The sequence below is a fragment of the uncultured Aquincola sp. genome, from assembly GCF_964001545.1.
GTDB lineage: Bacteria > Pseudomonadota > Gammaproteobacteria > Burkholderiales > Burkholderiaceae_C > Aquincola.
In genome coordinates this window covers 1-13189 of record NZ_CAXFDV010000172.1, presented here as the reverse complement: position 1 = coordinate 13189, position 13189 = coordinate 1, and the positions used below count along the sequence as shown (strand labels likewise).

Annotated in this window: 12 protein-coding genes; 7 read left to right on the top strand and 5 right to left on the bottom strand. The window is 71.3% G+C overall.

What is annotated here, in order from left to right; all coding sequences use genetic code 11:
• Positions 1–279 (top strand): LysR substrate-binding domain-containing protein (locus tag ABNT58_RS05950; protein ID WP_348752584.1); only part of this gene is annotated, 279 nt, incomplete at its 5' end.
• A 32-nt stretch (positions 280–311) separates the two neighbouring features.
• On the opposite strand, the gene soxZ is transcribed toward ABNT58_RS05950, so the two are convergent.
• Genes soxZ through ABNT58_RS05935 form a run of 3 tightly spaced genes read right to left on the bottom strand, consistent with a single transcriptional unit; the run spans position 312 to position 2540 of the window.
• Positions 312–626, bottom strand: a complete 315-nt coding sequence (gene soxZ / locus ABNT58_RS05945; RefSeq protein WP_348752583.1) for a thiosulfate oxidation carrier complex protein SoxZ — start codon at positions 624–626, stop codon at positions 312–314.
• Between the two features lie 18 nt (positions 627–644).
• Positions 645–1154, bottom strand: coding sequence for a thiosulfate oxidation carrier protein SoxY (locus tag ABNT58_RS05940; protein ID WP_348752582.1), 510 nt, complete (start codon positions 1152–1154; stop codon positions 645–647).
• Between the two features lie 33 nt (positions 1155–1187).
• Positions 1188–2540 carry an MFS transporter gene (locus ABNT58_RS05935; RefSeq protein WP_348752581.1) on the bottom strand — a complete coding sequence of 451 codons (1353 nt, stop codon included), beginning with the start codon at positions 2538–2540 and terminating at the stop codon, positions 1188–1190.
• A 127-nt stretch (positions 2541–2667) separates the two neighbouring features.
• On the opposite strand from ABNT58_RS05935, the gene ABNT58_RS05930 reads away from it, so the two are divergent.
• Positions 2668–4680 carry an AAA domain-containing protein gene (locus ABNT58_RS05930; RefSeq protein WP_348752580.1) on the top strand — a complete coding sequence of 671 codons (2013 nt, stop codon included), beginning with the start codon at positions 2668–2670 and terminating at the stop codon, positions 4678–4680.
• Between the two features lie 6 nt (positions 4681–4686).
• Here ABNT58_RS05930 and ABNT58_RS05925 read toward each other — a convergent pair whose 3' ends face one another.
• Entirely contained in the window at positions 4687–5619 is a 933-nt protein-coding gene (locus ABNT58_RS05925) for a pyridoxal-phosphate dependent enzyme (RefSeq protein WP_348752579.1), read from the bottom strand.
• A 255-nt stretch (positions 5620–5874) separates the two neighbouring features.
• Between ABNT58_RS05925 and ABNT58_RS05920 the strand changes: the two genes are divergently transcribed.
• Positions 5875–7563 (top strand): response regulator, encoded by a 1689-nt coding sequence (locus tag ABNT58_RS05920; protein ID WP_348752578.1) that lies wholly within the window; start codon positions 5875–5877, stop codon positions 7561–7563.
• Positions 7564–7569: 6 nt separating this feature from the next.
• Here ABNT58_RS05920 and ABNT58_RS05915 read toward each other — a convergent pair whose 3' ends face one another.
• Complete coding sequence (locus ABNT58_RS05915) at positions 7570–8592, bottom strand: SDR family oxidoreductase (protein WP_348752577.1); 1023 nt, start codon at positions 8590–8592, stop codon at positions 7570–7572.
• Between the two features lie 132 nt (positions 8593–8724).
• Here ABNT58_RS05915 and ABNT58_RS05910 point away from each other — a divergent pair, with 132 nt between their 5' ends.
• The 4 genes from ABNT58_RS05910 to ABNT58_RS05895 all read left to right on the top strand — a co-directional run.
• Complete coding sequence (locus ABNT58_RS05910) at positions 8725–10323, top strand: ABC transporter substrate-binding protein (RefSeq protein ID WP_348752576.1); 1599 nt, start codon at positions 8725–8727, stop codon at positions 10321–10323.
• A gap of 25 nt (positions 10324–10348) precedes the next feature.
• Positions 10349–11326, top strand: a complete 978-nt coding sequence (locus tag ABNT58_RS05905) for an ABC transporter permease (protein WP_348752575.1) — start codon at positions 10349–10351, stop codon at positions 11324–11326.
• On the top strand, positions 11323–12246 hold the full coding sequence (locus ABNT58_RS05900) for an ABC transporter permease (protein WP_348752574.1): 924 nt from the start codon (positions 11323–11325) through the stop codon (positions 12244–12246). Before ABNT58_RS05905 ends, ABNT58_RS05900 begins: the two co-directional genes overlap by 4 nt.
• Positions 12246–13189, top strand: a 944-nt coding sequence (locus ABNT58_RS05895) for an ABC transporter ATP-binding protein (protein ID WP_348752573.1), incomplete at its 3' end; no start/stop codon positions are given. The genes ABNT58_RS05900 and ABNT58_RS05895, both read left to right, overlap by 1 nt.

Sequence of the window (13189 nt, the reverse complement as noted above, 5' to 3'; positions counted from 1 at the left end):
TGGGAGTTCGAGAAACGCGGCAGGCAACTGCAAGTGAAGGTGGGCGGCCAGGTGGTGCTGAACAACACCTTGCTGATGCTGCAGGCGGCGCTGGACGACCGCGGCCTGTGTTACGTGCCGGAAGACCTGATCCAGCCCTATGTGCAGGCTGGCCTGCTGCAACCGGTGTTGGAAGACTGGTGGCCGCGCCTGCCCGGCTACCACCTGTACTACCCATCGCGCCGCCAGCTGTCGCCCGCGCTGGCGCTGGTGATCGCGGCGCTGCGGCTGCGGGCCTGAGCCCGGTGGCCGGCCAAGCTCTCAGTCCCGCCTCAAGCCACCACACCTTCCCCCTCACCGCGCTGGCCGCGGTTGTCCAGCCATGCCACCTGTACACGCTCACCCGGCTGCACACCGCGCAGCGTGAACTGCAGGCTGGGATTCTTCGATACCGCGGTGCCCCATTGGGCCTGCAGCACCGGCTGGCCGGCCAGCGTCACCACCACCTCGGTGATGTACCAGGCGGGCACCCGCTGGCCGCTGGCGTCCTGGCGCAGGCCGGTTTCCATGTCGTGCGCCATCAGCAGCCGCACCACCGCGCGGCCATCGGCGGTGGCGCGGGCGCGCACCAGCACCGCATCAGCCATGGCCACCCCCTGCGCGCTTCATGCGCAGCCCCCCAGCACCACGGTGCAGTGGCGGCGGGCGTAACGCACGCCGCCATCGGCCAGCCAGGCCACCGCATACACGTCGGTCGATTCGGCCATCTTCACCCGCAGGCTGAAGTCGGGCTCCACGCGCGGGCCGGGCTCGAACAGCGCGCACAGCATCGCGGGGTTGCGCTCGATCAACAGCGCCAGCCGGGTGACGCCCGGCAGCGTGCTGGCCAGCCGCGCCGGCACCACCGCGCCGTTGTCGGCCACGTCGGGCACTTCCAGCTCCACGCCGTCGTCAGGCTGCGGCGCGGCACTGCCCAGGGCCTGCAACACCGCCGCCAGCGAGCGGCCCTGGAACGCCGGGCGCCCGTCCACCGGCACAGCTTCCAGACCTTGCGCCCGCAGCCCGGCCGGCAGCAGGCCCAGGCCCGCCAGCCAGCCGGCCAGCCGCAGCGACTGCTGCACCGACTGCAGCAGCAGCGCGCGGCGTGGAAGCGGCCGTGGCACGGGGATGGGCATGGGCCGATGCTAAGCCCGCGCGTGCAGCGCCACTCAGGGCGCGTCATCCACACCGGTGGCCTGCCGGCGCAACAGCGCCAGCAGCACCAGCGGCGGCAGCGCGGCCAGCGGGGTGAGCAGGAACCAGGTGGCGTACGCGTCCAGGGCCGGGCCGCCGCGGGCCTGCAGCGCCTCCACCGCCGCGCCCGACAGCCCGCCCAGCAGGCCGGGCAGCAGCGTCATCAGCGACGACAGCAGCGCGAACTGCGCCGCGGTGGCCTGCCGGTGCGTGAGCCGGCTGGCCAGCGCCACCATCGCGGCCGCGGCCAGCCCGGCGCTGAAGCCCTCGAACATCGCGGCCGGCACCCACACGCTGCGCAGCCCGCCCGACCAGGCCAGCAACGCAAAGCCCACATTGGACAGCGCCGCCAGGCTGACCCCGGTGGCCAGCGCCGCCACGCTGCCCCAGCGCAGGCCCAGCCAGCCGGCCGCCACCACGCCCAGCAACATCGCCGGAAAGCCGAACAGGCCGCGCACCACCGCGATCTGCCGCGCGTTGAAGCCCAGGTCGGCGTACAACGGCGCCACCATCGCGTTGATCAACCCGTCGGGCACGAAGTACAGCGCCAGCAGCGCCACCAGCAGCAGGCTGGCCCGGCCATGCTGCTGCCAGAACAGCGGCAGCGGCCGCCACAGCGCCTGCAGCAGGCCATCCAGGCCAGTGCGCTCGGCGACGCCGAGCAGCGGCACCGCAGCCGCCGGCTCGCGCGCCCAGGCCACCGCCGCCAGTCCGGCCAGGCCGCCCAGCGCGGCGCAGGCATAGGCCAGCGGCCAGCCGAGCGCGGCCGAGGCGGCGAAGATGGGCACGTTGCCCGCGAAGTAGCCCAGCCGCACGCCCAGCACGTAGGCCGAGGCCATCACCTCCTGCTCGCCATCGGCCGCGCTCTCGATGCGCCAGGCATCCACCGCGATGTCCTGCGTGGCCGAGGCCAGCGCGGTGAGCATGGCCCAGGCCGCGAACAGGCCCAGCCCGCCACCCGGCCCGGTGGCCGCCATGCCCAGGATGCCGACGATCACCCCCAGCTGGCCCAGCAGCATCCAGGCGCGCCGATGGCCCAGCCGCCGGGCCAGCCAGGGCAGCCGCAGCGCATCGACCAGCGGCGCCCACAGGAACTTGAACGAGAAGAACAGCCCCACCCAGCTGAGATAACCGATGGCCGCCAGCGCGATGCCCTCCGAGCGCAGCCAGAAGCCCAGCGTGACGGTGACCATCACCGGCGGCATGCCGGTGGCCAGGCCCAGCAGCACGGCCAGCGCCACCTTGGGCTGGCGCAGCAGGGCCATGGCCTGCGGCAGCGTGGGCCGCAACGGCGGAGAAGCGATCGACCGGTCGAGGGCGGCGCGCATGGGGTGGCAGGGCTGGCAGCAGGATCCGGTTTGTAACGCAAGGCCGCGGCGCGTGCAGCCCAAACATGGTCAACTCCGCCCCCCGCCCAAAAACCCTGTTCCGTTCGACCGCCCCGCCCTTGCCGTCATGAGCCTTGCCGACCTGCGCGCCGCCCTTCAAGCCGAGCTGGCCGCCACGCCTGAGTTCTACGACTTCAAGGTGCAGCGCAGCGAGCGCGACGGCCCGCTGTGGCGGGTGACGCTGGAGCCCGGCTATGTGTATGCCGAGGGTCAGCGGCCGGGCCACGCTTCGGCCCAGGCGCTGCTGGACGACAGCCTGGACGGCGCTTCGGCCTGGTGGGGCGCGCCGGTCAAGGGCGGCGCCAGCGTGCTGGCCGTGGTGCCCGAAGACGACCAGCTGGTGCTGCAGAACGCCAGCGCGCCGCCACCGGGGCCGGACGCGCTGATACGCCTCTACCCCACCCGCTTTCTGAATGCGGTGGCCGATGCCTGGTGGGACACGCCCTGGGCCGAGCAGGCGCTGGCCGCACTGCCCGACCTGACCCACCCGCAGCCGGTGGACGACGGCCCCGCCCTCACCGGCGCGCCCTTCCGCTGGCTGCGGCCGGCGCAGCGCCAGGCGCTGGGCCTGGTGCGGCACAGCAGCGCCTTCCTGTGGGGGCCGCCGGGCACCGGCAAGACCACCACACTGGGCGTGCTGCTGGCCGAGTATCTGGACACCCGGCCCCAGGCCCGGGTGCTGCTGCTGTCCACCACCAACCATGCGGTGGACCTGGCCACGGTGGCGGTGGACAAGGCGCTGGACAAGGGCCGCCGCCCGCAATGGCGCGGCACCGTGCAGCGCCTGGGCACCCGCTTCGACGCCGCTGCCTACGCCGGCCGCGAGCACCTGATTCCCACCGACGACCAGGACCTGATCGGCCAGCTGGCGCGGGCCGAGGCAGCGCGCCCCTCGGCCCGCGATGCGGCGGCGCTGCAGGTCTGGTCCGACCGTGTGGGCAAGCTGCGCGATGCCTTGCGCGCCGCTTCGCTACAGGTGCTGCGCCGCTGCCGGCTGGCCACCATGACGACCACCCGCGCCGCCTTCACGCTGAAGACGCTGCGCGAGCTGGCACCGGCCGAGGGCGAGCCGCCCTTCGACCTGCTGGTGTTCGACGAAGCCAGCCAGGTGAGCCTGGCCCATGCGCTGGCGCTGATGCCGCTGGGCCGGGCGCGCCTCTTCGCGGGCGATCCGCAGCAGCTGTCGCCGGTGCTGCGCAGCAGCGACCGCGGCGCGCAGCGCTGGCTGGGCCGCTCGGCCTTTGCGCACAAGCCGCCACGCGGGCCGGCCGTCGCACTGCTCGACGAGCAATCGCGCATGGCCGCGCCCATCGGCGAACTGGTGAGCGACCTGTTCTACGACGGGCAGCTGCGCGTGGCCGACGATGCCAAGGCCTCAGCCACCTGGCAGGCGGCGCGGCAGCGGGCGCTGGCCGACATCCCCGCCGACACCGCGGTGCATGTGCAGCGCATCCGGCGCGACGGCGCTTGGTCGGCCACCGAGCGCGGGCCGGTGCGGCGCGAATCGGCCGAGGCCATCGCAGGCCTGGTGGCGCGCGGCCTGGCCGAAGGCTGGCAGCCGCACGAGCTGATCGTGCTGACGCCCTTTCGGGCGCAGCGGGCGCTGATCCGCCAGCGGCTGCGCGCCTGCGGCCTGCCCGAGGCGCTGAAGGTGAGCACCGTGCACCGCGCCCAGGGCAGCGAAGCGCCGCTGGTGCTGTTCGACCCGGCCGATGGCGCCCAGCCCTTTTTGCAGACCGAAGAGGCGCGCCGGCTGATCAACGTGGCCTTGAGCCGCGCGCAGGCCAAGGTGGTGGTGTTCCTCTCGCCCGCGGACGAAGCCAACCCGGTGCTGGCCGCAATCCTGCACCGGCTGCGACTGGCCGGGGATGCACGACCGGTGCAGCCGCTGCTGCAGCTGGCGGGCCAGCCGGGCTTTCCGGCCCATGCGCTGGGCCAGCGCGTGAGCGCCGGCCGCCACGTGGGCGAGCTGTGCCGCGTCAGCCCCGACGGCCGCCAGTTCTGGCTGCGCAACGAGCGCAGCGGCGCCGAGCAGTTGTTCGATACTGCGTTCTGGCGGGCGAAGGCGGGCCAGGCCTGAGTCAGGTCAGGCCGCCGCAGCCAACAGCCTCACCAGATCCGCATGCGGCGTGCACACGCCGCCGCACACGATGACCAGCAGGCGCTGCGCCTGCTGCAGCACGGGCAGCGGGCGCAGCGCGGGCTCGGTCATGGCCAGGGCCAGGGCGGCGCCGCAGGCGGGCTCGACCACCACGCGGTGGTCGTCGGCAAACTGCAGGCAGGCCTGCAGCGCCTGGCGGTCGGTGACCACGGCCGAGTGAACCGGGTGGGCACGGGTGCAGGCCAGCGCCTGCTCGGCCACCCGCCGCGCGCCCAGCGAGGTGGCCACGCTGGTGATGGCCGGCAGCGTCACCAGTTCGCCGGCCTGCATGGCCGCGGCCAGCGAGGCGGCGCCGGTGGTTTCCACCGCCACCACCGGCACGTCGTGCCAGCCCTGGGCCTGCAGGCCCTGCACCACGCCGCTGAGCAGGCCGCCACCGCCCACCGACAGCAGCACCGCATCGGGCTTCAGCCCCGCAGCGGCCACCTCGGCCACCATGCTGGCGTGCCCTTCCCACAGCAGCGGGTCGTCGAAGGGGTGGATGAAGGCGTCGGTGGGCTGGCGCAGCTGCATCAGGTGCTCGTTGGCTTCCATCCAGCTGCTGCCGTGCACCACCACCTGCGCACCCTGCTGGGCGATCAGCGCCTTGGGTTGCGGCAGCGTGGTCTCGGGCACCACCACCGTCACCGGCAGGCCCAGGCGCCGGCCCGCCCAGGCCACCGCCAGACCGGCATTGCCGCCGGAAGACGACAGCAGCCGGGTGGCCCCACGCGCCGCAGCCGCCTCGCAGGCATGGCCCACGCCGCGCAGCTTGAAGCTGCCGCAGGGCTGCAGGGCTTCCATCTTCAACCACACCTGGTGCTGGGGCCGCCCGTAGGCGTCTGATTCGATGAGGGGCGTGGTCAGGTGCAGGGGCATGGCAACGGGCAGGCAGCGATCCAAAAAGGCTGCCAGCCTACCGCAGCCACCACTTGTTACAGCTACAAGGGTTCTGGCGGGTGGCAATTCCTGCAAAGGCCGGCGGCATGGGCCGAAAATAGGCTCGCCGTTCCGCTCCGGAGTTATTGATGTGCACCGCAGGCGCGCCGTTTGCCCCACCCGCCCCATGGCTGCGGCGCCGCCGCATGGAGGAACCGGTGATGGCCAAGGATGGGGATGGACGGTGAGCGTCGTTTGCGCGTCCTGATCGCTGACGACAGCCAGGACCAGGCGGAGATCACCGCCGAGCTGATTGCGCTGTCCTTGCCGTGCGAGATCGAGACGGTGTTCGATGGCCAGTCCGCCCTGGAACGTGCCCTGGCCTGGCGACCCGACGCCGTGGTGCTGGACGTCTACATGCCCGGGATGGACGGCATCGAAGTGGCCCGCCGGTTGCGCCAGCAGGCGGCCGAGGCGCCCGGCCATCCGCCGCCCTACTGCATCGCCGTCACCGGCGACCCCGGCGCCGGCAGCCGCCTGCAGGCGCTGGACCGGCAGTTCGACCGTGTGTTCGCCAAGCCGCTGGACGTGGACCAGCTGATCGCCGCCATCGCCTCCCTGGGCCGCGAGGATGCGGCGCCGCGGGCCTTGCAGCCCTTCAACCTGGGCGAGCTGTTCACCCGTGCGGCGCGCCAGGTGCTGCCGGTGGCCAGGCACCTGTCCTTCTCGTTCGACTACCGCGGCCCCGGGGTGGTGGTGCAGAGTGAGCCGATCGAGGTGCACTGCGGCCTGCACCGGCTGCTGCTGGCCGCGGTGGACATGCTGTCCGACGGCTTCGTGCTGTTCACGGCCGAGACAGTGATACGCACCGAAGGCGGCTGCAGCACTCTTGTGCAGGCCGCCGGCACCGGCACCCTGCGCCCCGCCGCGCAGATGGCCGAAGTGCTGGACCGGCTGGGCCTGCTGCCCGCGCCCGCAGCCGGTGGCGAGGCCGCAGCCCGCGAAGGCGTGCAGACCGCCATCGGCCGCTGCCCCAACACCGGCGCCACGGTGCGCTTCACGCTCGACCCACATGAGGGCATCTTGCTGCGTGCCGAACTGCGCTTTGCGCAGGCCATGCTGGACGACAGCAACCAGGCGCCCGATGCCACCGGCGCACGGGCCTGGCTGATCGACAGCGACGAGGTCCCAGCCGCCTGGCTGCTGCGCCGGCTGCAGCGGCTGGGCTGGCGCGTCAACCGCTTTGCCGACTGCGCCGAAGCCGAGCGCCATGCCGCCGAGCCCGGCGCCCGGCCGCCTTCACTGCTGGTGGTGGTGGAAGCGCCGCTGATGCGCCCGGCCGCGGCGCTGTCGCTGCAGCGCGCGCTGCCGGCCGCCACGCAGTGCATCCTGGCGGTGATGGCCGGCTCGCCCACCCTGGCCGCGCCCGAGGCCTATGGCAGCTTCGAGCTGCGGGTGTACCCTTTCAGCCCGCTGGAGCTGGCGGGGTTTGCGGCGCTGGCGCACCCCGACCAGGCCACGCGCAGCGGCGCGCCGCTGACCGGCGCAATGGAGCTGGCCGACCGGCCGCTGGTGCTGCTGGTGGACGACAACGAGATCAACCGCCTGGTAGGCCGCGCGCTGGTGGAAGCGCTGGGCTACGAGGTGGTCACGGCCAACGACGGACTGGATGCGCTGGGCCAGTGCCGCATCAAACGGCCGCAGATCGTGCTGATGGACCTGGACATGCCGGTGCTCAAGGGCATCGACGCCACGCTGCGCCTGCGTGAGCTGCAGCGCCATGGCGAGATACCGCCGCTGGCCATCATCGCGGCCACCGCCGATGCCACCGACGACGCCCGTCTGGCCTGCCACCGCGCCGGCATGGACGGCTTCATGAGCAAGCCGCTGGACATCGCCGAGCTGCGGGCGCAGCTGCGGCGGTTCAGCGTGTCGAGGGTGTGAAGCGGCTCAGCGCCGCTGCCGCCACACCAGCCAGGCCGCCACGGCGCCCACGGCCATGGCCACGGCGGTGCCGCTGGCTGCGGCGGACGGCGCGCTGACGGTGGACTGCGCGCGCTGCTGGCGGTAGCCACCGGCCACCGTGTGGCGGCGCGAGGGGTCGAACAGGTTGCCGCTGGTGCTGGGCGCCGGGTCCGCGTTCTGCAGCGCGGCGTCGAACAGGCGCTTGGCCACGCGGCCCATCAGGCCCGGCACCAGCGCATGCACCACGCGTGAGGGCCAGGCCACGCTGCCCACCGTCACCGTCGGGCGCGGGCGCTGCACCAGGCCCACGATGGCCTGCGCCACGTCCTGCGGATCGAGCAGCGGCGGCGGCGGCTTGAGCTGGCGGCCGGTGTAGTTGCCGCCGTTCTGAAAGCCCGGCGTGTCCACGAAGGTGGGATACACCTCGCACACGTGCACGTCGGGCAGGTCGGCCTGTTCGGCGCGCAGCGACTCGCTGAAGCCCCGCAGCGCGAACTTGCTGGCTGCATAGGCGGTGGCGTACGGCGTGGGGGCCCAGGCGCCGATGGACACCATGTTGATCAAGGTGCCGCGCTGCTGCTGCCGGAAGTACGGCAGCACCGCATGGGCACCGTTCATCTCGCCGATCAGATTGGTTTCCACCACGCGGCGGTGCACGGCGATGGGAATGTCCTCGAAGCGACCCACCACGCCCACGCCGGCGTTGTTGATCCACACGTCGATGCCGCCGTAGCGCTCGATCGCCGCATCGGCCAGCGCGCGCATGGCCGCTGCATCGGTCACGTCGGTGGGCACCACCAGGGTGTCGGCGCCCAGGCCTTCGCAGGCACCGGCCACCGACTCGAGCGCCGCACGGTCGCGGGCGGCCAGCACCAGCGTGGCGCCCTGCTCGGCCAGCGCCAGCGCGGTGGCACGGCCGATGCCGCTGGAAGCGCCGGTGAGCACCACCACCCGCGCGCCCAGGGGCCGCGGCGCTGCGCCGGAAGATGTATAGGCATGTGGCTTCATGCGCGCACCAGGGCAACCGATGTGCCTGCCTGGCGCCGCCGGTGGGCAAGCCGCCATGGCGGTAAACCTGAATGCCGCTTGGTGCGGGAATTGCATACGCTGGCTTCCTCTTCGCCACGGACAGAAGTTTCCATGCCCATGCGCCACCTGCGGCCCCTCATCGCCGCCCTCGCCGCTGCCACCCTGGCCGGCGCCAGCTTCAACCTCCACGCCCGCGACCTGGTGGTGGCCCTGAAGACCGAGCCCAGCTCGATGGACCCGCAGTACCACGCGCTCACGCCCAACATCCAGCTGTCGCAAACGCTGCTGGACCCGCTGACCTGCGCCGACGCCGACTCTGCGCCCAAGCCCTGCCTGGCCGAATCGTGGAAGGTGGACGGCACCACCTGGACCTTCAAGCTGCGGCCCAACCTGAAGTTCTCCGACGGCACGCCGCTGACCGCACAAGACGTGGTGTTCACCTTCGACCGCGTGCCCAAGGTGCCCAACTCGCCGTCTTCCTACACCGTCTACCTGCAGCAGATCACCAAGGTGGAAGCACCCGATCCGCTGACGGTGCGCATCACCACCGCCAAGCCCTACCCGCTGGTGGCCACCAACCTGGCCAACCTGCCCATCCTGTCGGCCAAGGCTGCCAGCGGTACCGCGCCCGAAGGCAAGACCACGACGGAGCTGAACGCCGGGAACGGCCTGGTGGGCGCCGGCCCCTACAAGTTCGTGTCGTGGAAGCGCGGCAGCGAAATCATCTTCGAGCGCAACCCGCACTACTGGGGCCCCAAGCCCGCGTGGGACCGGGTGATCTACCGCCCCATCACCAACCCGGCGGCCCGCGTGGCGGCGCTGCTGGCCGGTGACGTGGACCTGGTGGAAGACCCGCCCACCGACGACCTGGCCCGGCTGCAGAAGGACCCCAAGCTCACCGTCATCACCAAGCCGTCCAACCGCATCATCTACGTGGCGCTGGACCAGAACGGCGAGCAGACGCCCGGCATCACCGGCCCCGATGGCAAGCCGCTGCCCAAGAACCCGATGCTGGACAAGCGGGTGCGTGAAGCGCTGTCGCTGGCCATCGACCGCAAGGCGCTGGTCGACCGCATCATGGGCGGCGTGGCCACTCCGGCCGCGCAGCTGCTGCCCTACCCGATGGAAGGCGCCAGCGACAAGCTCACCCAGGCCGCCAAGCCCGACCCCGAGCGCGCCAAGGCCCTGCTGAAGGAAGCCGGCTACCCCAACGGCTTCAACCTGGTGCTGGGCGCGCCCAACGGCCGCTACATCAACGACAGCAAAGTGGCGCAGACGCTGGCTGCGATGTGGACGCGCATCGGCGTCAAGACCACCATCGACAGCAACGCGCCGCCGGTGTTCTTCAAGAACCGCGACAGCTATGCCTACAGCGCCTACCTGGCCGGCTGGAGCACGTCCACCGGCGAGATGTCGAACACGCTCAATGCGCTGCTGGTCACGCCCAACAAGGAAAAAGGCCTGGGCACCACCAACCGCAGCCGCTATTCCAACCCCGAGATGGACCGCCTGGTCGATGCCTCGGCCGCGGTGATGGACGCCGGCAAGCGCAGCGCCCTCTTGGCCAAGGCCAGCGAGCTGGCGATGGCCGACTTCGCGATGCTGCCGGTGCACTTTGAGCACTCGGTGTGGGCGATGAAAAAGGGCCTGACGATGGTGGGCCGCTCCGACCAGATGACCATGGTGCAGTACGTGACGCCGGCCAAGTAAGCCGGCCCGCGCAGGCGCAGTTTTCATGCTGGCGTACATCATCCGCCGCCTGATGCAGGCGGTGCTGGTCATGGCCGTGATGTCGGGCCTGGTCTTCGTCGGCCTTTACGTGGTGGGCGATCCGGTCTCGATGATGGCCAGCCCCGAGGCGACGGAGCTCGAGCGTGATGCCATCCGCCAGTCGTTCGGGCTCGACAAGCCGCTGTGGCAGCAGTATTCGATCTTCATGTCGCATGCGCTGCGGCTGGATTTCGGCAAGAGCTTTCTCACCGGGCAGCCGGCGATGGGGCTCATCCTCGAGCGCATGCCCGCCACGCTGGAGCTGGCCGTCGTGTCGATGGCACTCGCGCTGCTGGTGGGCATTCCGCTGGGCATCTGGGCGGGGCTCAAGCCGCAGGCGGTCAGCAGCCGCGCGATCATGACCGGCTCGGTGCTGGGCTTTTCGCTGCCCGGCTTCTGGGTGGGGCTGATGTTCATCATGGTGTTTGCCGTGACGCTGGGCTGGCTGCCGGCCAGCGGCCGCGGCCGCACGGTGATGGTGGGCCCGCTGGACCTCAGCGTGCTCACACTCGACGGCTGGCAGCGCCTGGGGCTGCCGGCGCTGACCATTGCCGTGACCAAGGCGGCGCTCATCATCCGCGTCACCCGCGCCGCCACGCGCGAGGCGCTGCCGATGGACTACATCAAGTTCGCACGGGCCAAGGGCCTGGCCTGGAGCCGCATCCTGCGGGTGCACCTGCTCAAGAACATCCTGATTCCCATCGTCACCGTGGGCGGGCTGGAATTCGGCCAGGTGGTGGCCTTTGCGGTGGTCACGGAAACCATCTTCGCCTGGCCCGGCATGGGCAAGCTGCTGCTCGACTCCATCATCACGCTGGACCGTCCGGTGGTGGTGGCCTACCTGATCCTGATCGTGTTTTTCCTGGTGATGCTGAACCTGGTGGTGGACATCCTGTATTCGGTGCTGGACCCGCGGGTGCGGCTGGAGGCTGGCAAGGCATGACGGACACCACGCTTCAAACCGCATCGGCCACGGCGCTGCCGCCGCCCGAAACCCCGTGGCAGCGGCTGCGCCGCGAGTTCATGGCCAGCAAGCTGGCGATGCTGGGCCTGGCGCTGCTGGTGCTGGCGGTGGGTGCGGCGCTGCTGGCGCCGTGGATCTCGCCGCAGAACCCCTACGACATTGGCAAGCTGGACATCTTCGATTCCAAGCTGCCGCCGGGCAGCCCCAGCGGCGATGGTGCCTTGACCTACTGGCTGGGCACCGACGGCCAGGCGCGCGACCTGCTGTCGGCCATCTTGTACGGGCTGCGCACCAGCCTGCTGGTCAGTGGCGTGTCGGTGGCCGCGGCGCTGGCCATCGGCAGCGTGGCCGGGCTGGCGGCGGCTTACTTCGGCGGCTGGATCGATGCGCTGGTGATGCGGATCGTCGACATCCAGCTGTCGTTCCCGGCCATCCTGGTGGCGCTCATCCTGCTGGCGGTGCTGGGCAAGGGCGTGGACAAGGTCATCATCGCCCTCATCATCGTGCAGTGGGCCTACTTCGCCCGCGCGGCGCGCGGCGCGGCGCTGGTGGAGCGCGGCAAGGAATACGTGGAGGCCGCGCAGTGCATGTCGCTGGGCTGGCGCCGGGTGCTGCTGCGCCACATGCTGCCCAACTGCATGCCACCGCTCATCGTCATCGCCACCATCGATCTGGCGCATGCCATCGCGCTGGAGTCCACGCTCTCGTTCCTGGGCGTGGGCGTGCCGGTGACGGAGCCCTCGCTCGGCATGCTCATCGCCAATGGCTTCGAGTTTTTGCTGTCGGGGCATTACTGGATCTCGTTCTTCCCCGGCATCGCGCTGGCGCTCAGCATCATCGGCATCAACCTGGTGGGCGACCACCTGCGAGACGTGCTCAACCCGCACAACGCACACTGATGGCCACCTCCATGAACACCGCGGCCGAACCGGTGCTGCAGATCGAAGGCCTGAAGACCCACTTCTTCACCCACGGTGGCGTGGTCAAGGCGGTGGACGGGGTGGACCTGCAGGTCAATGCCGGCGAGATCCTGGGCCTGGTCGGCGAATCGGGCTCGGGCAAGAGCATCACCGGCTTTTCGGTCATCGGCCTGATCGACCCGCCCGGCCGCATCGTCGAAGGCCGCATCCGCTACCGCGGCGAAGACCTGGCCCGGGCCGGCGAGCGCCGGCTGCAGCAGGTGCGCGGCAAGGAGATCGCGATGATCTTCCAGGACCCGATGATGACGCTCAACCCCGTGCTGCGGGTGGACACGCAGATGATCGAAGCCATCCAGGCGCACGAGAAGGTGAGCGAAGCCGCCGCCCGCGCCCGGGCGCGCGAGGCGCTGGCCCGCGTGGGCATCGCGGCGCCCGACGAGCGGCTGCTGGCCTACCCGCACCAGCTGTCGGGCGGCATGCGGCAACGGGTGGCGATTGCCATCGCGCTGCTCAACCAGCCGCGGCTCATCATCGCCGACGAACCCACCACCGCGCTGGACGTCACCATCCAGGCGCAGATCCTGTACGAGGTGCAGAAGCTCTGCCGCGAGACCGGCACCGCGCTGGTGTGGATCACCCACGACCTGGCGGTGATCTCGGGCCTGGCCGACCGCATCGCGGTGATGTATGCCGGCCGCATCGTCGAAGCCGGCAGCGCCCGCCAGGTGATCGGCAGCCCCACCCACCCCTACACGCAAGGCTTGATCGACTCCATTCCCACGCGGCAGACGCACGGCACGCTGCTGCGGCAGATCCCGGGCATGACGCCTTCGCTGCTGCACCTGCCGGCGGGCTGCGCTTTCCGCCCGCGCTGCCCGCGGGCCGATGCCGCCTGCCTGCAGCCGCCGGCCATCGCGGCGCA

Bases quoted from the DNA above. Each gene is read 5' to 3' on its own strand.
- soxZ (WP_348752583.1), bottom strand. From the start codon at position 626: ATGGCTGATGCGGTGCTGGTGCGCGCCCGCGCCACCGCCGATGGCCGC.
- ABNT58_RS05940 (WP_348752582.1), bottom strand. From the start codon at position 1,154: ATGCCCATCCCCGTGCCACGGCCGCTTCCACGCCGCGCGCTGCTGCTG.
- ABNT58_RS05935 (WP_348752581.1), bottom strand. From the start codon at position 2,540: ATGCGCGCCGCCCTCGACCGGTCGATCGCTTCTCCGCCGTTGCGGCCC.
- ABNT58_RS05930 (WP_348752580.1), top strand. From the start codon at position 2,668: ATGAGCCTTGCCGACCTGCGCGCCGCCCTTCAAGCCGAGCTGGCCGCC.
- ABNT58_RS05925 (WP_348752579.1), bottom strand. From the start codon at position 5,619: ATGCCCCTGCACCTGACCACGCCCCTCATCGAATCAGACGCCTACGGG.
- ABNT58_RS05915 (WP_348752577.1), bottom strand. From the start codon at position 8,592: ATGAAGCCACATGCCTATACATCTTCCGGCGCAGCGCCGCGGCCCCTG.
- ABNT58_RS05910 (WP_348752576.1), top strand. From the start codon at position 8,725: ATGCCCATGCGCCACCTGCGGCCCCTCATCGCCGCCCTCGCCGCTGCC.
- ABNT58_RS05905 (WP_348752575.1), top strand. From the start codon at position 10,349: ATGCTGGCGTACATCATCCGCCGCCTGATGCAGGCGGTGCTGGTCATG.
- ABNT58_RS05900 (WP_348752574.1), top strand. From the start codon at position 11,323: ATGACGGACACCACGCTTCAAACCGCATCGGCCACGGCGCTGCCGCCG.